This window comes from Actinoplanes sp. TBRC 11911 (assembly GCF_012933445.1).
GTDB lineage: Bacteria > Actinomycetota > Actinomycetes > Mycobacteriales > Micromonosporaceae > Actinoplanes.
Genome location: NZ_JABBNC010000033.1, coordinates 40,045 through 60,811 on the forward strand (window position 1 = coordinate 40,045; position 20,767 = coordinate 60,811).

The 20,767-nt window shown below is 69.2% G+C and carries 21 protein-coding genes; 7 read left to right on the forward strand and 14 right to left on the reverse strand.

Annotated elements, in window-relative coordinates; all coding sequences use genetic code 11:
* The first annotated feature begins 4 nt into the window (after window positions 1-4).
* The 6 genes from HH310_RS33095 (at window position 5) to HH310_RS33130 (ending at window position 7,432) form a co-directional block, all read left to right on the forward strand.
* Entirely contained in the window at window positions 5-577 is a 573-nt protein-coding gene (locus HH310_RS33095) for a cob(I)yrinic acid a,c-diamide adenosyltransferase (RefSeq protein WP_169179656.1), read from the forward strand.
* Complete coding sequence (locus HH310_RS33100) at window positions 553-966, forward strand: VOC family protein (protein ID WP_169179657.1); 414 nt, start codon at window positions 553-555, stop codon at window positions 964-966. Before HH310_RS33095 ends, HH310_RS33100 begins: the two co-directional genes overlap by 25 nt.
* A 426-nt stretch (window positions 967-1,392) precedes the next feature.
* The gene (locus HH310_RS33105) at window positions 1,393-1,599 is read left to right on the forward strand and encodes a hypothetical protein (protein ID WP_169179658.1); all 207 of its coding nucleotides are present in this window, start codon (window positions 1,393-1,395) and stop codon (window positions 1,597-1,599) included.
* Window positions 1,600-1,635: 36 nt separating this feature from the next.
* Window positions 1,636-4,215: a hypothetical protein gene (locus HH310_RS43325; protein ID WP_211192923.1), complete on the forward strand. Its 2,580-nt coding sequence runs from the start codon at window positions 1,636-1,638 to the stop codon at window positions 4,213-4,215.
* Window positions 4,216-4,308: 93 nt separating this feature from the next.
* Complete coding sequence (locus HH310_RS33125; protein ID WP_211192924.1) at window positions 4,309-6,750, forward strand: DUF2334 domain-containing protein; 2,442 nt, start codon at window positions 4,309-4,311, stop codon at window positions 6,748-6,750.
* A 157-nt stretch (window positions 6,751-6,907) separates the two neighbouring features.
* Window positions 6,908-7,432, forward strand: a complete 525-nt coding sequence (locus tag HH310_RS33130; RefSeq protein ID WP_169179659.1) for a hypothetical protein — start codon at window positions 6,908-6,910, stop codon at window positions 7,430-7,432.
* 31 nt (window positions 7,433-7,463) lie between these two features.
* On the opposite strand, the gene HH310_RS33135 is transcribed toward HH310_RS33130, so the two are convergent.
* From HH310_RS33135 to glyA, 14 genes are all read right to left on the reverse strand, one after another.
* Window positions 7,464-8,264 (reverse strand): PhzF family phenazine biosynthesis protein, encoded by an 801-nt coding sequence (locus HH310_RS33135; RefSeq protein WP_169179660.1) that lies wholly within the window; start codon window positions 8,262-8,264, stop codon window positions 7,464-7,466.
* 17 nt (window positions 8,265-8,281) lie between these two features.
* On the reverse strand, window positions 8,282-8,746 hold the full coding sequence (locus HH310_RS33140) for a DUF2550 domain-containing protein (RefSeq protein WP_169179661.1): 465 nt from the start codon (window positions 8,744-8,746) through the stop codon (window positions 8,282-8,284).
* A gap of 8 nt (window positions 8,747-8,754) precedes the next feature.
* Window positions 8,755-9,036 (reverse strand): F0F1 ATP synthase subunit epsilon, encoded by a 282-nt coding sequence (locus tag HH310_RS33145; RefSeq protein WP_169179662.1) that lies wholly within the window; start codon window positions 9,034-9,036, stop codon window positions 8,755-8,757.
* Between the two features lie 103 nt (window positions 9,037-9,139).
* A complete protein-coding gene (locus tag HH310_RS33150) occupies window positions 9,140-10,198 on the reverse strand; it encodes an LCP family protein (RefSeq protein ID WP_169179719.1) in 1,059 nt (352 codons plus the stop codon).
* 168 nt (window positions 10,199-10,366) lie between these two features.
* Complete coding sequence (atpD, locus tag HH310_RS33155) at window positions 10,367-11,809, reverse strand: F0F1 ATP synthase subunit beta (protein WP_169179663.1); 1,443 nt, start codon at window positions 11,807-11,809, stop codon at window positions 10,367-10,369.
* A complete protein-coding gene (locus HH310_RS33160; protein ID WP_169179664.1) occupies window positions 11,809-12,738 on the reverse strand; it encodes a F0F1 ATP synthase subunit gamma in 930 nt (309 codons plus the stop codon). Before HH310_RS33160 ends, atpD begins: the two co-directional genes overlap by 1 nt.
* A gap of 2 nt (window positions 12,739-12,740) precedes the next feature.
* Entirely contained in the window at window positions 12,741-14,393 is a 1,653-nt protein-coding gene (gene atpA / locus HH310_RS33165) for a F0F1 ATP synthase subunit alpha (protein WP_169179665.1), read from the reverse strand.
* Between the two features lie 83 nt (window positions 14,394-14,476).
* Window positions 14,477-15,298, reverse strand: a complete 822-nt coding sequence (locus HH310_RS33170; RefSeq protein WP_169179666.1) for a F0F1 ATP synthase subunit delta — start codon at window positions 15,296-15,298, stop codon at window positions 14,477-14,479.
* Window positions 15,298-15,837 carry a F0F1 ATP synthase subunit B gene (locus tag HH310_RS33175; protein WP_396027561.1) on the reverse strand — a complete coding sequence of 180 codons (540 nt, stop codon included), beginning with the start codon at window positions 15,835-15,837 and terminating at the stop codon, window positions 15,298-15,300. The genes HH310_RS33170 and HH310_RS33175 overlap by 1 nt, the downstream gene beginning before the upstream one ends.
* 45 nt (window positions 15,838-15,882) lie before the next feature.
* Complete coding sequence (locus HH310_RS33180; protein WP_169179667.1) at window positions 15,883-16,113, reverse strand: ATP synthase F0 subunit C; 231 nt, start codon at window positions 16,111-16,113, stop codon at window positions 15,883-15,885.
* A 67-nt stretch (window positions 16,114-16,180) separates the two neighbouring features.
* Window positions 16,181-16,978 (reverse strand): F0F1 ATP synthase subunit A, encoded by a 798-nt coding sequence (atpB, locus tag HH310_RS33185; RefSeq protein ID WP_169179668.1) that lies wholly within the window; start codon window positions 16,976-16,978, stop codon window positions 16,181-16,183.
* A 15-nt stretch (window positions 16,979-16,993) separates the two neighbouring features.
* The gene (locus HH310_RS33190; RefSeq protein WP_169179631.1) at window positions 16,994-17,230 is read right to left on the reverse strand and encodes a hypothetical protein; all 237 of its coding nucleotides are present in this window, start codon (window positions 17,228-17,230) and stop codon (window positions 16,994-16,996) included.
* A gap of 209 nt (window positions 17,231-17,439) precedes the next feature.
* The gene (locus HH310_RS33195; RefSeq protein ID WP_312034487.1) at window positions 17,440-17,910 is read right to left on the reverse strand and encodes a hypothetical protein; all 471 of its coding nucleotides are present in this window, start codon (window positions 17,908-17,910) and stop codon (window positions 17,440-17,442) included.
* Window positions 17,907-19,196, reverse strand: a complete 1,290-nt coding sequence (gene glyA / locus HH310_RS33200; RefSeq protein ID WP_169179669.1) for a serine hydroxymethyltransferase — start codon at window positions 19,194-19,196, stop codon at window positions 17,907-17,909. The genes HH310_RS33195 and glyA overlap by 4 nt, the downstream gene beginning before the upstream one ends.
* A gap of 80 nt (window positions 19,197-19,276) precedes the next feature.
* Here glyA and HH310_RS33205 point away from each other — a divergent pair, with 80 nt between their 5' ends.
* Window positions 19,277-20,749, forward strand: a complete 1,473-nt coding sequence (locus HH310_RS33205; RefSeq protein ID WP_169179670.1) for an SDR family oxidoreductase — start codon at window positions 19,277-19,279, stop codon at window positions 20,747-20,749.
* Window positions 20,750-20,767: the final 18 nt, after the last annotated feature.

Genomic DNA, 20,767 nt, shown 5'->3' on the forward strand with positions numbered 1-20,767 from the left:
TGCCATGGCCGTTCACCTCACGCACATCTACACCCGCACCGGCGACGCCGGGCAGACCCGGCTCGGCAACAACGAGATCGCCGCGAAGACCGACCCGAGGATCTCCGCGTACGCCGACGCGGACGAGTGCAACGCCGCGCTGGGGGTGGCGCTGGCGCTGGGCGACCTGGCGGACGACGTCCGTTCCGTGCTGACGGTGATCCAGAACGATCTCTTCGACGTCGGCGCGGACCTGTGCAACCCGATCTCGGACGACCCGCCCTATCCCCCGCTGCGGATCACCGAGGAGTACGTGACCCGGCTCGAGGATTGGTGCGACGACTTCAACGAACGTCTGGCGAAGCTGGACAGCTTCATCCTGCCCGGCGGCACTCCCGGCGCGGCGCTGCTGCACGTGGCCCGCACGGTCGCGCGCCGGGCCGAGCGCTCCGCGTGGGTTTTGATCGCGGCCGAACCGGACCGGACGAACGTGCTCGCGGCCAAGTATCTGAACCGCCTCTCCGACCTGCTGTTCATCCTGTCCCGCGTGGCGAACCCCGGCGGCGACGTGAAATGGGTGCCGGGCGGCGGCGCGTGACGTTCCACCACGTCGAGCTCTGGGTGCCCGACCTGACCGGCGCCCTGCGCCCGTGGGGCTGGCTGATGGCGTCGCTGGGCTGGACCCCGTACCAGGAGTGGCCGCAGGGCCGCTCCTGGCGCGACGGCGGCGTCTATCTGGTGCTGGAGCAGTCCCCGGCGCTGAACGGCATCGCGCACGACCGCACGGCGCCCGGCCTGAACCACCTGGCGTTCACGGTGGCGGGCCCGGCCGAGGTCGACCGCCTCACCGCGGAGGCGCCGGCTCACGGTTGGTCGCTGCTCTTTCCCGACCGCCACCCGTACGCCGGTGGGCAGAGTTCCTACGCGGCGTACCTGGAGGACAACTGGGGTTACGAAGTGGAGCTGCAGCCCGCTCCGCCGGAATAATTGGCCGATGTGGACGGTGGGTCCGCGTTACCGGCCCAGGCCAGTGGATCCACCCCGCACCCCGGCAAGCCCGCGTCCGAGACCACGCCGGCGGCCCACCTCGCCGCCGGCGTCCCGGGTTAACGCGCTTTTAGGGTCCCGTTAGCCGTCTGATAAGTGGTTATGGTCCATATTTGCCCGATATAGGTAATCGGTACCTTTGGTCGGCTACACCCGGCCCTCTTCCTGACGCCCTGGCTGCACCGAGATCGCTACCGTCTGTGCATCAGCCCAGCGTGGGCTGTCGGGAAGCAGAGATCCGCCGGGCGTTCCAACTGGTCGCCCTTGGTCCGGCGGGGAGCTAGTGGCGAAACCGAGCCCGTAGATCCGCCGAGCTCGGGAGTCCCCCCACATGCATCGCAGTCATCCCCGTCTGCGCGTCCGCGCATGAGGAAGAAGATCGTCCTCGTCCTGGCCATCGGCCTCGTGGCGCTCGGTGTCGGTGTGGGCGTCTACGCCCTGTCGAACAGTTCACCGGCCGCCGGCGAGAGCTCGTCCGTACGCGAAGGCGCACCCGGCGAGAACCAGATCCCGGCTCCGCCGCGTCCGCCACGTCAGACGCCGATAGCTCACGTCGTCGTCGGCTCGAAGTAGCTCCTCCCAACCACCGAACCGAACCAGGAGATCTCCATGTTCCAATCAAGGAAGCGGACGTTCGCCGCGGTTTCCGCGATCGCGGTGGCCGGGCTGCTCGGGATAGGTGCCGCAGCGTACGGCGCCATTCCGGCCAGCGGCACGGGCGTGATCACGGGCTGCCGCAACGCGAGTACGGGTGCCCTCCGCGTCATCGACTACGAGGCCGGCAAGCGCTGCACGACCAGCGAGCGGATGATGACCTGGAACACGACGGGTCCGAAGGGCGCTACCGGCGCGACGGGCGCAACGGGCGCGGCGGGTGCCAAGGGCGCGACCGGCGCGACCGGTGCCACGGGGGCCACCGGGCCGGCGGGTGCCAAGGGAGCCACGGGGGCTACGGGAGCCACCGGCGCTACCGGCGCGACGGGGCCGGCGGGTGCCAAGGGCGCGACCGGGGCGACCGGGGCCGCCGGAGCGACGGGAGCCACTGGGGCGACCGGAGCCACGGGCGCTACCGGTGCTACCGGCGCGACCGGCGCGCAGGGTGCAACGGGCGCGACTGGAGCGCAGGGCGCAACCGGGGCGACTGGGGCTCAGGGCGCAACCGGAGCAACCGGGGCTCAGGGCCTGCAGGGTCTGCCCGGCACCGACGGCAAGGACGGCGCCGCTGGACCGCAGGGCGCCAAGGGCGACACCGGCGCGCAGGGCCTGCAAGGCGACAAGGGCGACACGGGTGCCCAAGGTGTCCAGGGCGACACCGGCGCGCAGGGCGTGCAGGGCGAGAAGGGCGACACCGGCGCCCAGGGCCTGCAAGGGCTGCAGGGCGTGCCCGGCGCTGACGGCAAGGACGGCGCCGTCGGACCGCAAGGCGAGAAGGGCGACACCGGCGCGCAAGGCGTCCAGGGCGAAACGGGTGCTCAGGGTGCCCAGGGCGACAAGGGCGACACCGGCGCCCAAGGCATCCAGGGCGAGACCGGCGCGCAAGGACTGCAGGGCGTGCCCGGCGCTGACGGCAAGGACGGCGCCGTCGGACCGCAAGGCGAGAAGGGCGACGCCGGCGCGCAGGGCGTCCAGGGCGACAAGGGCGACACCGGAGCCCAGGGCCTGCAAGGCGACAAGGGCGACACCGGAGCGCAGGGCGACAAGGGCGCCCAGGGCGAGACCGGCGCGCAAGGTGTCCAGGGCGACAAGGGCGACACCGGAGCCGAAGGCCTGCAGGGGCTGCAGGGCGTGCCCGGCGCCGACGGCAAGGACGGCGCCGTCGGACCGCAAGGCGAGAAGGGTGACACCGGCGCGCAAGGCGTCCAGGGCGACAAGGGCGACACCGGAGCCCAGGGCGACAAGGGCGACACGGGTGCTCAAGGCGTCCAGGGCGACAAGGGCGACACCGGAGCCCAGGGCCTGCAGGGCGACAAGGGCGACACCGGCGCTCAGGGCGAGACCGGAGCGCAAGGCGTGCAGGGCGACAAGGGCGACACCGGCGCTCAAGGCATCCAGGGCGACAAGGGCGACACCGGAGCCCAGGGCCTGCAAGGACTGCAGGGCGTGCCCGGCGCCGACGGCAAGGACGGCGCCGTCGGACCGCAAGGCGAGAAGGGCGACACCGGAGCGCAAGGCGTCCAGGGCGACAAGGGCGACACCGGAGCGCAGGGCGTCCAGGGCGACAAGGGCGACACCGGCGCTCAGGGCGTACAAGGCGAGAAGGGTGACGCCGGCGCTCAGGGTGAGAAGGGCGAGACCGGCGCTCAGGGCCTGCAAGGCCTGCAGGGCATCCAGGGCCTGCAGGGCGTGCCCGGTGCCAGCGCCTACGACCTGGCCTACGCCAACGACCCGACCATCGGCTCGGTGCAGGACTGGCTGCTGTCGCTGATCGGTGCGAACGGCGTGGACGGCAAGGACGCGTACCAGATGGCTGTCGACGGTGGATTCGCCGGCACGCCGGAGGAGTGGCTGGCCTCGCTCAAGGGTGCGACCGGTCCGCAAGGCACGACGGGTGCCACCGGTGCGCAGGGTGAGGTCGGCGCCGCCGGTGCTCAGGGTGCAACCGGTGCGACCGGTGCCCAGGGCGCGACGGGTGCCACCGGCGCGCAGGGTCCGGCGGGTGCCACCGGCGCCCAGGGTCCGGCCGGTCCGGCGGGTGCCGACGGTCTCTCCAACTCGAAGTGGTTCGCCGGCGCCGGGACCCCGTCGGGCACCCTGACCGGTTCGGCCGTCAACGACATGTACCTCAACACCACCGACGGCTCGATCTACAAGAAGACCGGCACCACGACGTGGACCGTGCAGTCCGGCTCGATCAAGGGCGCGACGGGTGCCACCGGTGCGACGGGTGCGACCGGAGCCACCGGCGCGACGGGTCCGCAGGGCCCGGCCGGTACCGCCGGCAGCAACCTCACCAAGACCGTCGGCTCGGCGTTCAGCGTCACCGGCACCAACCGCAGCACCACGTTGTCCTGCGCGTCCGGTAGCACCGTCGTCGGGGGTGGCTTCACCACCAGCGCCGGCACGGTCAGCCAGTCGGCCTCGCACAACGTGGAGAGCGACGAGACCAACGGCCAGTGGACCTTCACCTGGAGCAAGACCAGCGTCTCGAACGCGACCGTGACGCCGTACGTCTTCTGCGTCGCTCCGTAACACCCATGGCGGGGGCCCCGGCAGGATGCCGGGGCCCCCGGTTCCGGCCATTGAGGAAGTTCTGCCATCCAGGAAGGAAGGCAAGTGCGAAGCATGAAGAAGCTCCTGACTGCCGCGGTGGCCGGGGCCCTGGCCGCCGGCCTCGCCGGGGTACCGGCGTACGCGGCGGCCCCGCCGATCACGTCGGTGACGCCGGCGAACAAGGCGACAGCGGTGCCGCTGGCCGCACAGCCCACTGCCACGTTCGCCACCGCCATCAACCCCGCGGACCTGCGGTATTCGCTGGTCAACTCGGCCGGTAACACCACGGTCTCCTCGTACTACCGGTACGACGCGTCCTCGAAGACGGTCACGTTCACCCCGCGCTCCCCGCTCGGGTATCTCACCAAGTACACGATGACCATCAAGCTGCAGAGCGGGTCGACCGCGAGCAGCGCCTACTCCTGGTCCTTCACGACCGTCGGCAAGGACACCACCGCGCCGAGCCAGCCCGGGACCCTCGTCGCCGACACCCCCACGACCACGACGGTCGGCCTCTCCTGGGGCGCCTCGACCGACAACGTCGGCGTCACGGAGTACGTCATCTCCAGCGGCTCGACCGTGCTCCTGTCCACCGCCGCCACGAGCGCGACGGTCACCGGCCTGACACCGTCGACCGCCTACAACTTCACCGTGTCGGCGAAGGACGCGGCCGGCAACAGCTCGGCATCCAGCAACACCGTCACCGTCACCACGGCGACCCCGCCGCCGCCTCAGGACACGACGCCGCCCACCGCACCGGGCGCGCCGACGGTCGGCACGGTCACCCCGACCACCGCCGAGCTGAGCTGGGCCGCCTCGACCGACGCCGTCGGTGTCGTCTCCTACCAGGTCACCGGCGGTCCGACGGTGGTCACATCGGCGACCCCGGCCGCCACGCTGAGCGGCCTGAACCCGTCGACGACGTACACCGTCACGGTCAAGGCGTACGACGCGGCCGGCAACGCCTCGCCGGCCTCCGCCACCGCGTCGTTCACCACCAGCGCGGTGCAGGTGCCCGGGTCGCGCTCCGGTGCCGGCATTCCCGGCGCGACCGGCAAAACCCTTGTCGTGTACGACAACACCGGCCCGTACGCGTTCCTCGGCGAGCAGTACGCCCTGGTCACCGCCCAGCTCACCTCGCACTTCGGGGACTGGACGGCGCAGCCCGCGGGCGACTACACGGCCGGCGAGCTGGCCGGCTTCGACGCGCTCGTCTACATCGGATCGACCTACGACGAGCCGCTGCCGCTGGCTTTCCTGGACGACGTGACCGCGACGACCAAGCCGGTCATCTGGATGTACGACAACATCTGGCAGCTCACCGCGCGGGACCCGAACTTCACCGCCAACCGCGGCTTCACGTGGACCGGCTTCGACTTCTCGACGGTTTCCTCGATCACGTACAAGGGCACCTCGTTCCCGCGTGACCCGGCGAACGGCGCGGGCATCATGAACACGACGATCACCGACCCGGCCAAGGCGCAGTCCCTGGGCGACTCGGTGCGGGCGGACGGCACCACGTTCCCGTGGGGTGTCAAGTCCGGCAACTTCACCTACATCGGCGAGATCCCGTACGCGTACATGACCATGGATGATCGGTATGTCGCCTTCTGCTCGGAGCTGATGGACACCCTGGCGCCGGCGACGGTGAGCCGGCACCGCGCGATGGTCCGGCTCGAGGACGTCGGCCCCGACGCCGAGCCGGCCGAGCTCCGCGCGATGACGAACTACCTGTTCGGCAAGGGCATCCCGTTCTCGGTCGCGGTGTACCCGCGGTACCGGGACCCGTTGGGCGCCAACACCAACGGCGTGGCGGAGGACTACACGCTGGCGCAGCGGCCGCTGGTCGTCGCCGAGCTCAAGTACATGCAGTCGCACGGCGGCACGTTGCTCATGCACGGATACACCCATCAGTACTCGAACGTGCCGAACCCGTACCAGGGGGTCAGCGCGGACGACTTCGAGTTCTACCGGGCGCACATCGACACGTCGAACAACGTGATCTACGACGGCCCGGTCACCGAGGACTCGCAGAGCTGGGCGCAGGGCCGCATCAACGACAGCTTCGCGGCGTTCACGGCGGCGGGGCTGGCCAAGCCGACGGTGTTCGAGTTCCCGCACTACGCCGGCAGCGACGCGGACAACAAGGCGGTCGCGGCCACCTTCCAGAACCGGTACGACCGTGGTCTGTACCCGGCCGGCGCGCTCAAGGGCGGCACGCTCGACTACACCAGGATCATCGGGCAGTTCTTCCCCTGGACGGTCCGGGACATCTACGGGGTGCTCGTGGTCCCGGAGAACATCGGCAACATCGAGCTGGAGGCGTTCAACAACCACCCGCCGCGGTTGCCGGCCGACCTTGTCGCTTCAGCGCAGCGCAACCTGGTGATCAAGGACGGCGTGGCGAGCTTCTTCTTCCACCCGTACAACCCGGTCACCTACCTGCAGCAGACCGTCGAGGGAATCCAGGCTGCCGGATACACCTTCGTGTCCGGTCCGGCGACCCTGTCGTAACCCACCCAACCCGACCCGAACAGGCCAGAGCCCTCCCGGCTCTGGCCTGTTCGGCTGAGTACCCCCCGACCGGTCAGGGGACAGAGCGTGACAACGGATTCACGTAATATCGGTATATATCCGAAATCGTCCGATTGCCTAAGTACGGGGAGTAAGCGTGAACACCCTTCAGGATTCCCCCGCCACCGACGACAACCTGGTCACCGACCGTCCCACCAGTAACCGCCGTCGTCGCCGGGTCCTGCTCACCGCCGGCGTCGTCCTGGTGGCACTGCTGGCCGCCACCGCCGGATGGCTCGTGCCGCGGCTGGCCGACGACTCGACGGCGTACCTGGGCAAGGACGCCTCGGTGCTGGCCGGCGCGCTCGGCTGCACCCAGTTCACCAAGCAGACCACCCACGACGAGTCGGTGTACCACTACCGCGACCAGGGCACCTGCACGCTCGACGGCACGCTGGTCACGGTCATCACCTTCAACCGGCAGGCCGACGTCGACTCGTACGCCACGATGATGCGCGCGGTGATCCCGATCCTGCACCCGACCTGGGTCGGCGCCACCTACGCCGCCGGTTCGGGCTGGGTCGTCGCCGACACCGTCAACTTGACCGCCAAGCCCGCCGAGGCCGCGGTGAAGCAGCTCGGCGCCGGCGCGACCTTCGTGCTGCCCTCCGCCGCGAAGTAAGTAAGGCCACGTAAGGGCGGCCGCACGCGGATCAGGCCAGGAAGTCACCGTCCATGACGGTGACCGCGCTCCCGGTCAGCCTCGTGCGGTCGCCTCGAAGCTCGACCCGCACATACCCGCCCCGCGGCGAGGCCTGATAGCCGGTCATCGTGGTGCGGCCGCCCAGGCGCGCGGACCAGAACGGGGTCAAGGCGGTGTGCGCGCTACCGGTCACCGGATCCTCCCCGACGCCCGCGGCGGCGCCGAAGAAACGGGACACGAAGTCGTAGCCGGCGTCCGGCTCGGCGGCCGCGGCGGTCACGATCACGCCGCGGCGCTCCATGCGAGCCAGTGCGGACAGGTCCGGGGCCAAATCGCGTACGGCCTCCTCGGATTTCAGCTCGATCAGGAGATCGTCGGTGTTCGGCCCGGTGTGGTGCACGGACAGCATCTCGGCACCCAGCACCCCGGCAAGCCCGTCCGGTGCCTCCGAAGGCGTCAGCGGAGCCGTCGGAAAGTCCAGCGTGTACGCCCCGGAGCCGTCCCCGGTGGCGGTCAGCACCCCGCTGAGGGTCGCGAACCGCACGGTCCCGGCTCGACCCAGTACGTGTGCGGTCGCCAGCGTCGCGTGGCCGCACAACGCCACCTCGACGGCCGGCGTGAACCAGCGCAACGCGTAATCGGCCTCGCCGTCGCCGGACAGGGGGTGCGCGAAGGCCGTCTCGGACAGGTGCACCTCGGCCGCGACCCGCTGCATCCACTCGGCCGACGGGAACTCGTCGAGCAGCATGACCCCGGCGGGATTGCCGGCGAACGGGCGATCGGTGAAGGCGTCGACGATTCTGATGCGCATGAGCCGACGTTAGACGGTCACTGCTCGATGGTGCGCGGCCTTATTCTCGGGTGTGGCCCGCGACCGGCCTGCCCGGGCGGCGCCGCCTCGAGCCAGGACAGGAAACCGGTCACCGTCGACTCGGCCATCGCGACCTCGACCTCGACCGTGCCGCTCTGACATCGCAGGATCGTCCAGTGGCCGGGCATGCTCAGGCGTTCCGGCCCCTCCGGCTCCCGCCGGCTCTCGATGCGCAGCACGCCGCGGTTGAGGACCCGCCTGGGCCGCAGCGCGAAGCTGAACATGCGGTAGACGCGGAACTCCTCGCCCTGGAACTGCCCGATCCCGGAGGACCAGCCGCGTCCGGGGTAGAGCGTGCTGGTGCGCACCTGGACCCGAATGGTGCCGCCGCCCAGCATGAGCAGGCGGCGGCGGAAGAATATGACGAAGAGAATCGCGAGCAGCGCGACGAGGCAGATTCCGATGATTTCCAGAACCCGCATCGTCGGCGTCAGTGAGTCTCGGGCGTGGCGGGAGTGGCGCTCTCGGCAAGAACGGTTACGCCGTCCGCGTCGATCGAGAGGAAACCACCGCTGACGTCGTAGGTCAGCTCGTCCCCGCCGGCGAGTTTGACGCGCACCTGGGACGGCTCTTTCAACAGGCCGAGAAGCGGCGAGTGACCGGGCAGCACACCGATCTCACCCTCGGTGGTGCGCGCGACGAGCATCTCGGCCTCGCCGGACCACACGCTCTGCTCGACGGCGACGACCCTCACGGGCAGCTGGTTGGCCACGCTGTCTCCCTACAAACCTGTAATACCGATGGGGTGCAGTCTAAACGGCCGGGCCACCCCCCGTGGTGGCGGGTGGTCACAGACACATACGGCGGGCGGGGCGTCACACGTTGTCGTTGATGTACTCGGAGTTGTTCAGCAGAAACTCGGGCAACTCGTCCGCCTTGACCGCCCGGAAGAACTTCTCGGCGCTCGGGTCGAGCTGCTCGCCCTGATACTTCCCGTTCTCGAAGAGCCCGCCGCCGGGCAGCTTGATCGACGTCAGGTTGTCGGCCCGGATGTTCTTGAGGGCGAGCGCCCACTCGACCACGCCGTTGCCCTTGCCGTCGAAGATCAGCGCCTTGCCGGCCGCCCGGAGCACCTTGTCGAGCTTGCCCGGGCTGGTGATCACGTCCTTGCTCAGCGCCTGCTTCGCCATCGCCTTGATGAACTGCTGCTGGTGGCGCTGGCGGTCGTAGTCGCTGTTCGGCAGGCCGTAGCGCTGGCGCACGTAGTCCAGGGCCTGCCACCCCTGCAGGTGGAACGTGCCCTTCTTGTACGTCGCCTGCGGCCCGTAGTACGGATGCTCGCAGGTGTTGTCCGCGCAGCGCGACAAGCGCGGGCGGGGTTTGCCGTTGGGCTGCAGGTGCTCGGACTTCACGTTCTGATCGATCTTCATGGTGACGCCGCCCATCGCGTCGACGATCGCCTTGAAGCCGTTGAAGTTGATGATCGCCCCGGCGTCGAACTCCTTGATGCCGGTCAGGTTCTGCACGGTACGGGCCAGCAGGTCGAAGCCCTGGACCACGTCGTGCTTCCCGTTGCCGATCGAGCTGCCGAAGCCCATCGCGGCGTTGATCTTCGCCCGGCCGCCGCGGAAGCCGGTCTTCTCGAACGCCGGGATGTCGACCACCAGGTCGCGCGGGATGGAGAACAGGTACGCCTGGTCCATCTCGGCCGGGATGTGCGCCACGATGATCGAGTCGGACAGGGGCGTCTGCTCGTCGGTGCGCGGGTCGATGCCCACCAGCAGGATGTTCTGCGCGCCCTTGATGTCCGGCGCCTCCTGGTCGGCGCCAGCGGCGGCCGCGTTACCACCGAACAGATCTTTCTGGTCGACCGCACCGGCGTAGCGCGCCTCGAGAACCTGCGTGGTGACCAGGGCGCCACCGCCCAGCACCATCAGAACGCAGCCGAAGATCGCGCAGAGCCTCGCCCATAAAGGCGCACGGCGTACGGAGGACTTGGCCACTCGTTCTCCAAGGGTTTTTGGGGATCGGGGGCCACCCAGAGTACGCGAAGGCCGCGCCGACCGTGTGGTCGACGCGGCCCCCGTTGGAGCTATGTCAGCTCAGCCCTTCATCAGCTCGTGGGCGTTGCGCTCGAGGTCCTCGAGGCCGCCGCACATGAAGAAGGCCTGCTCGGGGAAGTTGTCGTACTCACCCTCGCTGATCTTCTTGAACGCCTCGATGGTCTCCTTCAGCGGGACCGTCGAGCCGGGCACGCCGGTGAACTGCTCCGCGGCGTACGTGTTCTGGGACAGGAAGCGCTCGATGCGGCGAGCCCGCTGCACCGTGACTTTGTCTTCCTCGGAGAGCTCGTCCATACCCAGGATGGCGATGATGTCCTGCAGGTCGCGGTACTTCTGCAGGATCCGCTGCACCTCACGGGCGACCGCGTAGTGCTCGGCACCGACGTACTCCGGCGAGAGGATCCGCGAGCTGGAGGCCAGCGGGTCCACGGCCGGGTAGATGCCCTTGTCGGAGATCGACCGCTCCAGGTTGGTGGTCGCGTCCAGGTGGGCGAACGTGGTAGCCGGCGCCGGGTCGGTGTAGTCGTCGGCGGGCACGTAGATCGCCTGCATCGAGGTGATCGCCTTGCCCCGGACCGACGTGATCCGCTCCTGCAGCTGGCCCATCTCGTCGGCCAGCGTGGGCTGGTAACCCACGGCCGACGGCACGCGGCCGAGCAGGGTGGACACCTCGGAACCGGCCTGAGTGAACCGGAAGATGTTGTCGATGAAGAGCAGCACCTCCTGGTTCTGGACGTCCCGGAAGTACTCCGCCATGGTCAGCGCGGTCAGGGCGACCCGCAGACGCGTGCCCGGCGGCTCGTCCATCTGGCCGAAGACGAGGGCGGTCTTGTCCAGAACGCCACCCTCCTCCATCTCCAGGATGAGGTCGTTGCCCTCACGGGTGCGCTCACCCACGCCGGCGAACACCGACGTACCACCGAAGTTCCGGGCCACTCGGATGATCATCTCCTGGATGAGCACCGTCTTGCCCACGCCCGCACCGCCGAACAGGCCGATCTTCCCACCACGCACGTACGGGGCGAGCAGGTCGAGCACCTTGATGCCGGTCTCCAGCATCTCGGTCTTCGGCTCGAGGTCGGCGAACGCCGGCGGGTTGCGGTGGATACCCCAGCGCTCCTGGATGTCCAGCGAGGACGGGTCGGCGTTCAGCACCTCGCCGAGGGCGTTGAACACGTGGCCCTTGGTCACGTCGCCGACGGGCACCGAGATCGGCGCGCCGGTGTCGGTGACCTCGGCGCCCCGGATCATGCCGTCGGTCGGCTGCATCGAGATGGCGCGGACGATGTTGTCGCCCAGGTGCTGGGCGACCTCCAGCGTCAGCGTCCGGGTGCCCTCCGAAAGGGTCACATCCACGTGCAGCGCGTTGTAGATGTCGGGCATCGAGTCGCGCGAGAATTCGGCGTCGACGACCGGGCCGATGACCCGGACGACACGACCGACGTTGGTCCCCGCCTTGGTGGGCTCTGCAACAGCAGTCATCACACTTCACTTCCCGCCGCGGCCAGCGCGTTGGCGCCGCCGACGATCTCACTGATTTCCTGGGTGATCGCAGCCTGCCGCGCGGAGTTCATCTCGCGCGTGTACCGCCTGAGCAGGTCGTCCGCGTTGTCCGACGCGGCCTTCATCGCCCGCCGCCGCGACGCCGACTCACTCGCCGCCGAGTCCAGCAACGCCGCGTAGATCCGCGTGTTGAGGTACTTCGGCAGCAGCGCGTCCAGCAGCTCGTCGGCGTCCGGCTCGAACTCGTACGCCGGGCGCAGGCCGGGCTCGGCCTCGCGCTCCTCGACCTCCATCGGGGCCAGGAAGTGCGCCTCCGCGCTCTGCGTCAGGAGCGACCGGAACTGGGTGCTGACGATGTGCAGCTCGTCGACGCCGAGGATGCCGTCCGGACCGTAGTGCGCGTCGGTGTCGTCCGCGCCCGCGATGAAGGCCTCCAGCAGGGCGTCGCCGATCTGCTTGGCGTCGTCGAACGACGGCCGCTCGGAGAAGCCCGTCCAGCTGGCCTGGATCGGCCGGCCGCGGAACCGGTAGTAGCCGACACCCTTGCGACCGACCACGTAGAGCAGCGGCTCCTTGCCGTCCCCGCGGAGACGGGTGATGAGCTGCTCGGCGGTGCGGATGGCGTTGGCGTTGTAGGCGCCGGCCAGGCCGCGGTCACTGGTGATCAGCAGGACGCCGGCCCGCCGGACCCGCTCACGCGGGACCAGCAGCGGGTTGTCGATCGTCGCGTTCGACGCCAGCGCGGTCAGGACCTGGGTGATCGCCTCCGCGTACGGCTTGGAGGCGGCGACCCGCTCCTGCGCCTTGGCGATGCGGCTGGTGGCGACCAGCTCCTGCGCCTTGGCGATCTTCTTGGTCGACCGGACGGTGCGGATGCGCCGCCGGAGTGCCTGTACCTGACCGGCCATGACTAGTTCTCTTCTGCGGCCGGACGACGGACCTCGCGGGTCACCGTCTCGCGGGTCTCGCGGCCCTCTTCGAGCGCGTCGGCCGGGTTCTCGTTGACCCGAGTGCCGGTCTCGCCACGCTTGAACAGGTCCTTGAACTCGTTCACGCCGGACTGCAACGCCTCGATGTTGTCGTCGGACAGCAGGCCGGACGACTCGATCGCGGTGTAGGTGTCGCTGCGGTGCCGCTTGATCCACTGCAGGAAGTCCTGCTCGAAGCGGCGCACGTCGCCGACCGGGATGTCGTCGAGCTGGCCGGTGGTGCCGGCCCAGATCACGATGACCTCGTCGACCACCGAGTACGGCGAGTACTGCGGCTGCTTGAGCAGCTCGACCAGGCGTACGCCCTTGTCCAGCTGGGCCCGCGACGCCTTGTCCAGATCGGAGGCGAAGGCGGAGAACGCCTCCAGCTCACGGAACTGGGCCAGGTCGAGCCGGAGGCGGCCGGAGACCGAGCGCATGGCCTTGACCTGCGCCGAACCACCCACCCGCGACACCGAGGTGCCGACGTTGATCGCCGGGCGGACACCCGAGGCGAACAGGTCGCTCTCCAGGAAGATCTGGCCGTCGGTGATCGAGATGACGTTGGTCGGGATGTAGGCCGAGATGTCGTTGGCCTTGGTCTCGATGATCGGCAGACCGGTCATCGAGCCGCCACCGAGCTCGTCGGAGAGCTTCGCGCACCGCTCGAGCAGCCGGGAGTGCAGGTAGAAGACGTCGCCCGGGTACGCCTCGCGGCCCGGCGGGCGGCGCAGCAGCAGCGACACGGCGCGGTACGCCTCGGCCTGCTTGGTCAGGTCGTCGAAGACGATCAGGACGTGCTTGCCGGCGTACATCCAGTGCTGGCCGATGGCCGAGCCGGTGTACGGCGCGATGTACTTGAAGCCGGCCGGGTCGGACGCGGGCGCCGCCACGATCGTCGTGTAGTCGAGCGCGCCCTGCTCCTCGAGGGTGCCCCGGATGCTGGCGATGGTGGTGGCCTTCTGGCCGATCGCCACGTAGATGCAGCGGACCTGCTTGTCCGGGTCGCCGGACTCCCAGTTCGCGCGCTGGTTGATGATCGTGTCGATGGCGACCGTGGTCTTGCCGGTCTTGCGGTCCCCGATGATCAGCTGGCGCTGACCGCGGCCGATCGGCGTCATCGCGTCGATCGCCTTGATGCCGGTCTGCAGCGGCTGCTTCACCGGCTGCCGGGCCATCACGTTCGGGGCCTGGAGCTCGAGCTCACGGAAGCCCTCGTTGGCGATCTCGCCACGGTCGTCGATGGGGTTACCCAGCGGGTCCACCACGCGACCGAGGAAGGCGTCGCCGACCGGCACGGAGAGGACACGGCCGGTCCGCTTGACCTGCTGGCCTTCCTCGATGCCGGCGAACTCGCCCAGGACCACGACGCCGATCTCGCGGACGTCGAGATTCAGGGCCACACCCAGCGTGCCGTCCTCGAACTCGAGCAGTTCGTTCGCCATGGTCGAGGGCAGACCCTCGACGTGTGCGATGCCGTCGCCCGCATCGGAGACGATGCCGACCTCCTCACGGGAGACCTCGGGCGAATAGGACGAGACGTAGCGCTCTAGCGCCCCCCGGATCTCGTCCGAGGAGATGGTCAGCTCGGCCATCCTCTGCCTTCTTTGTCTAGCTCGGGACGTCACCGCCGCCGAGGGGCCTACTCGACCCGGCGTTGCCGCCGGTCGAGGGAAAATTACTTCGCGAACGCCTGCTTCGCCTGGTTGAGCCGGCGCAGGATGGTGCCGTCGTAGAGGTCAGGGCCGATCTGCACGCTGACGCCGCCGATGACGGAGGGGTCGACGTCCACCTTCAGCGACACTTCCCGGCCGTAGATGTCGGACAACTTGGCAGCCAGCGCCTGCTCGTCCGCCTCGGCGAGCGGCTTCGCCACCGTCACGTAGGCGACCTCCCGGTCGCGCTTCGCGGCGGTGAGCTCCACCAGGCGGGTCAGCGAGCCCTCGAAACTGCGGCCCCCGAAACCCTCGAGCGCCACCTCGGCGAGACGGAGCGTCGCCGGCTGGGCCTTGCCCTTCAGCAAGTCCTCGACAAGCTTAACCCGGCGCGAAGTCGGCGCCCCGGGATCACTCAGCGTAACCGCCAGCTCGGGGTTGCCCGAGACGATCTGACCGAAGCGGAACAGCTCGTCCTCGACGTCGGCCAGGTTCCCGGCCTTCTGGGCCGAGGCCAGCAACGCCTCGGCGCCCAGCCGCTCGGTGACGTCGAGAAGCTCGGTCGGCGCGGAGAACCGGCCGGCCACCAGGGTGGTCAGCGTGTCGACCGTGACCTCGGAGAGCTTGCCCGTGATCAGCGAGCGGAGCAGGTCCGCCCGCTGCGCGCCGGCCCGCGAGGGATCGGTCAGCGCCCGGCGCAGCCGGGGCTGGTCCCGCAGGAGGGCGGCCACCGAGAGGATCTCGTCGGCCACCGAGGACAGCTGCGCGGCCGAGGCCGACGTGGTGTCCGCGGTGAACCGCTCCAGGGCCTCGGCGTAGGCCTGCTGGCTGACGCTCGACGCCATCAGCGCCGCCCGCCCGCCGAGCCGGCCGCGCCGAGCTCGTCGATGAACCGCTCGACCGTGCCGCGACGACGTGCCTCGTCCTCGAGGGCTTCGCCGACGATCCGGCCGGCCAGGTCCACCGCCAGGTTGCCGACCTCGGAGCGCAGGTCACGCACGATGCTCTCGCGCTGTGCGGCGAGCTGCTCCTGGCCGGCCGCGATGATGCGGTCGGACTCCTCGCGTGCCTTGGCCAGCACATCCTGACGGATGCCCTCGGCGTCGGCCCGGGCCTCGTCGCGGATGCGCGCGGCCTCGGTGCGGGCCTCGGCGAGCTGCGCACGATACTGCTCGAGCAGCTGGTTCGCCTCGGCCTGAGCCGTCTCGGCGCGTTTGATGCCACCTTCGATCGCGTCCACCCGCGCCGCGAACGTCTTCTCCATCATCGGGAAGACGAACTTCATCAGCACGAAGCAGAGGACCGCGAAGGCGATGACGCCGAAAAGGATCTCCTGCCAGATCGGCAGGATCGGGTTGTGGTCGCCCTCTTCGGCGGCCACCACCATGAATTCGGTGATCACACTTACCTCCTTCGAGGCGGAGGGAGATTAAACGTTGCCCGCCCAGATGAAGCCGAAGGCGATGCCGAGCAGCGCGAGCGCCTCGATGATCGCGAAGCCGATCCAGACGTACGGAAGGGTCAGACGCGACGACTCGGGCTGGCGCGCCGTCGACTGGATGTAGGCCGAGAAGACCAGGCCCACGCCAATGCCGGGGCCGATAGCAGCGAGACCGTAGCCGATAGCGGCGGTGCTGCCGACGACATCAGCAGTAATCATTAGGAATCCTCCTGGTATCTCGCGTGACTGTCACGCGGGACGACAAACGGGGTATTGCAGGTGAACCTCAGTGCCCTTCCGCGAGCGAGCCCTGGACGTAGCTCGCGGTCAGCACCGTGAAGACGTAGGCCTGGAGGACGATGACCAGGAACTCCAGGAAGGTCAGTGCGATCGTCATCAGCCACGAGACGACGGCGAACGGCGCGAACGCGACGTTGGCGTTGATCAGCGCGAAGCCGCCGAGCGTGAACACCAGCAGCAGCATGTGGCCGGCGAACATGTTGGCGAAGAGACGGACGGCGAGCGAGAACGGCCGCACCAGGAAGTTCGAGAAGAACTCGATCGGGATGAGCAGCGGCAGGATGAACCACGGCGCCGGCGGGACGAGAGCCATCTTGAAGTACTTGAAGAAGCCGTGCTTGCGGATGCCGACCGCGATGAACATCACGTAGCTGATGATCGCCAGGAACGCCGGGAACGCGATGTGCGAGTTCGGCGAGATCTGCGCCAGCGGAATGATGCTCCACAGATTGTTCAGGAAGACGAAACAGAACAATGTCGTGAAGTACGGCGCGAACCGGATGCCCGCCTTCGTCCCGAGCATGTCGATCGAGACGCTGTTGCGCACGAAGCCGTAGACGCTCTCGGCGAGCCACTGCTTCTTGGTCGGAACCAGCTTCGGCTTCCGGTACGTGACCAGGAAGAAAATGATGATCGCTGCCATCGAGAGGAAGACCAGCAGCGAGATCTTGGTAAACCAGTAGTTGTTCTGTTCACCCCACGGCAGGATGCTGGGCGGGAAGAAGTCCTCGACACTCGGCGGGAATGGAACGTCCGCTGCGAGGACGATCGACTGACCGCTCACCGTAGCCCTTTCCTGTCAGGCGCCGAGATGGCGCACGATGAGGTAGACACCCGCGCCGATCCCAATGATCGAGCCGATCCCGGCGAAGATGCCCCTGGTCCCCACAAAGTGGTCGACCAGTAGACCGATCCCGCCCCACACCACCATGCCCGAAATGAGATAAGCGAGCGCTGTCATGCCCATGCCGGTGTCGGCAGGGGGAGGACCGTCGTCGTCACCGCGGGGATTCTGTGAGGGTTCATGACCGGTCATGTTGGCCCGAACGATATCAGCAGGGCAGACACGGCTAGGCGGGGCCCCCCGCACAACTGATGTTGTCCAGGCGTCAGGAGTCCCGCAACTGAACGGACACGGTACTCCCCCTTCGCCATAACCCAACACGCCACGACCGTTCACGTCACCGAAAGGTGGTCAACCCTCCACGAAAGAGCCGCTGACGAGGCAAAACACGCCGTACGAGATCATTTTTTGCGACCGAGACGGGTGAACCACCAGGCCTGCACCGCGGTCCAGACAACGACGCCCGCGACTATCCCCCAGCCGAGCTCGGCCTTCCCGCTCCACTCCGACGCGAGGCCGTACACGAGCACAAGGCCCAAGATTGTGTACTTGAGCACGTAGGTCATCAGCGCCAGCGGCATGAGCAGGGCCGGCCGGACCGTGTCCGCCCAGGCGATCACCAACGTGGACATGGTGTAGCTGATGGTCACGATCAGCACGCCGGCCCCGGCACCCAAGGCCGCGGCGGCACCGCCGACGAAGTAACCCACCGACGCGGCGCAGAGCATCAGGGCGAACGCGACCGAACTCAGGAACGGCAGATGGGCCACGCGCCAGCGGGGATCGGCGGGCAGGGGCGGCAGATCCGGCAACGGCCGGTCGTCGTCGTCCCGCGCGTACGCCTCGGGCACCGCCGCACTCTTGTCAGTCACGCCATCACCTCCGCATGACCGTACGCCGGATAGCGGCGCGCCAAGTCGGCGGCCTCGTCGGCGACCTGCGCGAGGCGGGCCGCGCCGACAGTGGTCTGCGGGTCGCAGCGCACCGCGACACCGATCATTCCGGCGATCTGCCGCATCTCACCCTCGCGCATGCCTTGCGTAGTCACGCTCGGTGATCCTACCCGGATGCCGGAGGCCACCGACGGGCGCTCCGGGTCGTACGGGATGGCGTTCTTGTTGAGCGTGATCCGGGCCTGGTCGCAGCGGTCCTCGGCCTGCGTGCCGGTCACTCCGAGTGTGCGCAGGTCGGCGAGCACGAGGTGGGTGTCGGTGCCGCCGGCGACCGGGCGCATCCCCTCCGCGGCCAGGCCGGAGGCGAGCGCCTGCGCATTCTTCACGACCTGGCGGGCGTACGTGTGGAAACCCGGAAGTGAGGCCTCGCGCAGGGCCACCGCCTTGGCCGCGATCACGTGCATCATCGGGCCGCCCTGGCTGAACGGGAAGACGGCCTTGTCGACGCGCTGGGCGAGCTCCGCGCGGCAGAGGATCATGCCGCCGCGGGGTCCGCGCAGCACCTTGTGGGTGGTGCAGGTGACGATGTCGGCGTGCGGCACCGGCGACGGGATGGCGCGGCCGGCGACCAGCCCGATGAAGTGCGCGGCGTCGACCATCAGATAGGCGCCCACCTCGTCGGCGATCTGCCGGAAACGACCGAAATCAATGACCCGGGGGTACGCCGTCGCCCCGCACACGATCAGCTTCGGCCGATGAGCGAGCGCCAGATCGCGGACCTCGTCGTAGTCGATCTCCTCGGTCGCCGGACTGACCCGGTAGCCGATCGGGTGGAACCACTTCCCGGAGAAGTTGACCTTGCTGCCGTGGGTCAGGTGCCCGCCGTGCGGAAGCTCCATGGCCAGCACCGTGTCGCCGGGTTCGGCCAGCGCGGCGTACGCGGCGAGGTTGGCCGACGCGCCGGAGTGCGGCTGGACGTTGGCGTGCTGCGCGCCGAACAGGTCCGCCGCCCGCGAGACCGCCAGCTGCTCGGCCTTGTCCACCTCGGCGCAGCCGCCGTAGTAACGCCGGCCGGGGTAGCCCTCGGCATACTTGTTGGTCAGCGTGGAGCCCAGCGCGGCCAGCACCGCGGGCGAGGTGAAATTCTCGCTGGCGATCAGCTGCAGCCCGGCGCACTGCCGGTCGAGCTCGGCGAGGACGACATGGGCGATCTCCGGATCGTCGCTCTCGAGCGACGCGAAGTCCGGCCCCCAGAAGGTGCCCACGAGCCCTCCCCCCAGTAGGCAACGCTGCCGATCCGAGCATATGGGTTCAGAACACCTGACGGCGGGCACAAACTGGAGTTATGCGGTGCTTGGTGACGGGAGCCACGGGCTACATCGGGGGCCGGCTGGCACCGCGCCTGATCGAGGCCGGGCACGAGGTTCGCTGCCTGACCCGCAGCGCCGGCCGGATGCGCGACGTGCCCTGGGCGGCCGGGGCCGAGGTGGTCGAGGGCGATCTCACCGATCTCGCCTCGCTGCACGGGGCTTTCGAGCGGGTCGACGTGGCGTACTTCCTGGTCCATTCGCTGGGCCGGCGCGACTTCGAGGAGCTGGACCGGCGCGCGGCCGCCAACTTCGTCGAGGCGGCGAGCAAGGCCGGGGTGCGGCGGATCGTCTATCTCGGCGGCCCGGAACCGCCGCCCGGCGAACGGCCCTCACCCCACCTGCGCTCGCGCACCGAGGTCGCCCGGATCCTGCTGGCCGGCGACGTGCCCACGGCGGTGCTGCGCGCCCCGGTGATCATCGGGTCCGGCTCGGCGTCCTTCGAGATGCTGCGCTATCTCACCGAACGCCTTCCGGTCATGGTCACCCCGCGCTGGGTGCGCAACCGGATCCAGCCCATTGCCGTACGCGACGTGCTCCGGTACCTGATCGAGGCGGCGACGCTGCCGGACGACGTGCATCGCGGCTTCGACATCGGCGGGCCGGACGTGCTGACGTACATGCAGATGATGCGCCGGTACGCGGCGGTCGCCGGGTTGCGCCGCCGGATCATCGTGCCGCTGCGCCCGCTCAGTCCGCGGCTCTCGGCCTATTGGGTGGGCCTGGTCACCCCCGTGCCCAATGCGATCGCCCGTCCGCTGGTGGAGAGCGTGGTGCACGAGGCCGTGACCCACGAATCAGACATTTCGTCATTTGTCCCCGAAATCGCCCCGCTCGGGTTCGACGAGGCGGTCCGGCTGGCACTCGGCAAGATCCGTGACGCGAACGTGGAGACCCGCTGGTCCACCGCCGCCGGCCTGGACACCGCGGCGGAACCGCTGCCCACCGACCCGGAATGGTCCGGCGGCAGCGTCTACGTCGACGAGCGCCGCCGGGCGGTCGACGCCCCGGTCGACGCGCTGTGGCGGGTGATCGAGGGCGTCGGCGGCGACAACGGCTGGTACTCGTTCCCGCTGGCCTGGTCGGTGCGCGGCTGGCTGGACCGGCTGGTCGGCGGCGTGGGCCTGCGCCGCGGCCGGCGCGACCGGCACCGGCTGCGGGTGGGCGAGGCGCTGGACTGGTGGCGGGTCGAGGAGATCGTGCCCGGCTCGCTGCTGCGACTGCGCGCCGAGATGCGGGTACCGGGCCGGGCCTGGCTGGAGATGACCGCGTCGGCGGACGGCACCGGCCGCAGCGTCTACCGCCAGCGGGCGGTGTTCCTGCCACGCGGGCTGGCCGGGCACGCGTACTGGGCGTCCGTGCTGCCCTTCCACGGCCTGGTCTTCAACGGCATGGCCCGCAACATCGCTGAGCTAGCCGCGCTCGATCGCGCGAGCGCCGCTGAAAGTTGATGAGTTCAGGTTGCGCCC

What these genes read in the sequence shown, in the direction of transcription:
- HH310_RS33135 (WP_169179660.1), bottom strand. Translation starts at nt 8,264, where the DNA reads ATGCGCATCAGAATCGTCGACGCCTTCACCGATCGCCCGTTCGCCGGC.
- atpD (WP_169179663.1), bottom strand. Translation starts at nt 11,809, where the DNA reads ATGACTGCTGTTGCAGAGCCCACCAAGGCGGGGACCAACGTCGGTCGT.
- HH310_RS33150 (WP_169179719.1), bottom strand. Translation starts at nt 10,198, where the DNA reads ATGGTGCTGGGCGGTGGCGCCCTGGTCACCACGCAGGTTCTCGAGGCG.
- HH310_RS33160 (WP_169179664.1), bottom strand. Translation starts at nt 12,738, where the DNA reads ATGGCCGGTCAGGTACAGGCACTCCGGCGGCGCATCCGCACCGTCCGG.
- HH310_RS33100 (WP_169179657.1), top strand. Translation starts at nt 553, where the DNA reads ATGGGTGCCGGGCGGCGGCGCGTGACGTTCCACCACGTCGAGCTCTGG.
- HH310_RS33095 (WP_169179656.1), top strand. Translation starts at nt 5, where the DNA reads ATGGCCGTTCACCTCACGCACATCTACACCCGCACCGGCGACGCCGGG.
- HH310_RS33125 (WP_211192924.1), top strand. Translation starts at nt 4,309, where the DNA reads ATGAAGAAGCTCCTGACTGCCGCGGTGGCCGGGGCCCTGGCCGCCGGC.
- HH310_RS33105 (WP_169179658.1), top strand. Translation starts at nt 1,393, where the DNA reads ATGAGGAAGAAGATCGTCCTCGTCCTGGCCATCGGCCTCGTGGCGCTC.
- HH310_RS33170 (WP_169179666.1), bottom strand. Translation starts at nt 15,298, where the DNA reads ATGGCGTCGAGCGTCAGCCAGCAGGCCTACGCCGAGGCCCTGGAGCGG.
- HH310_RS43325 (WP_211192923.1), top strand. Translation starts at nt 1,636, where the DNA reads ATGTTCCAATCAAGGAAGCGGACGTTCGCCGCGGTTTCCGCGATCGCG.
- HH310_RS33190 (WP_169179631.1), bottom strand. Translation starts at nt 17,230, where the DNA reads ATGACCGGTCATGAACCCTCACAGAATCCCCGCGGTGACGACGACGGT.
- HH310_RS33140 (WP_169179661.1), bottom strand. Translation starts at nt 8,746, where the DNA reads ATGCGGGTTCTGGAAATCATCGGAATCTGCCTCGTCGCGCTGCTCGCG.
- atpA (WP_169179665.1), bottom strand. Translation starts at nt 14,393, where the DNA reads ATGGCCGAGCTGACCATCTCCTCGGACGAGATCCGGGGGGCGCTAGAG.
- HH310_RS33180 (WP_169179667.1), bottom strand. Translation starts at nt 16,113, where the DNA reads ATGATTACTGCTGATGTCGTCGGCAGCACCGCCGCTATCGGCTACGGT.
- HH310_RS33205 (WP_169179670.1), top strand. Translation starts at nt 19,277, where the DNA reads ATGCGGTGCTTGGTGACGGGAGCCACGGGCTACATCGGGGGCCGGCTG.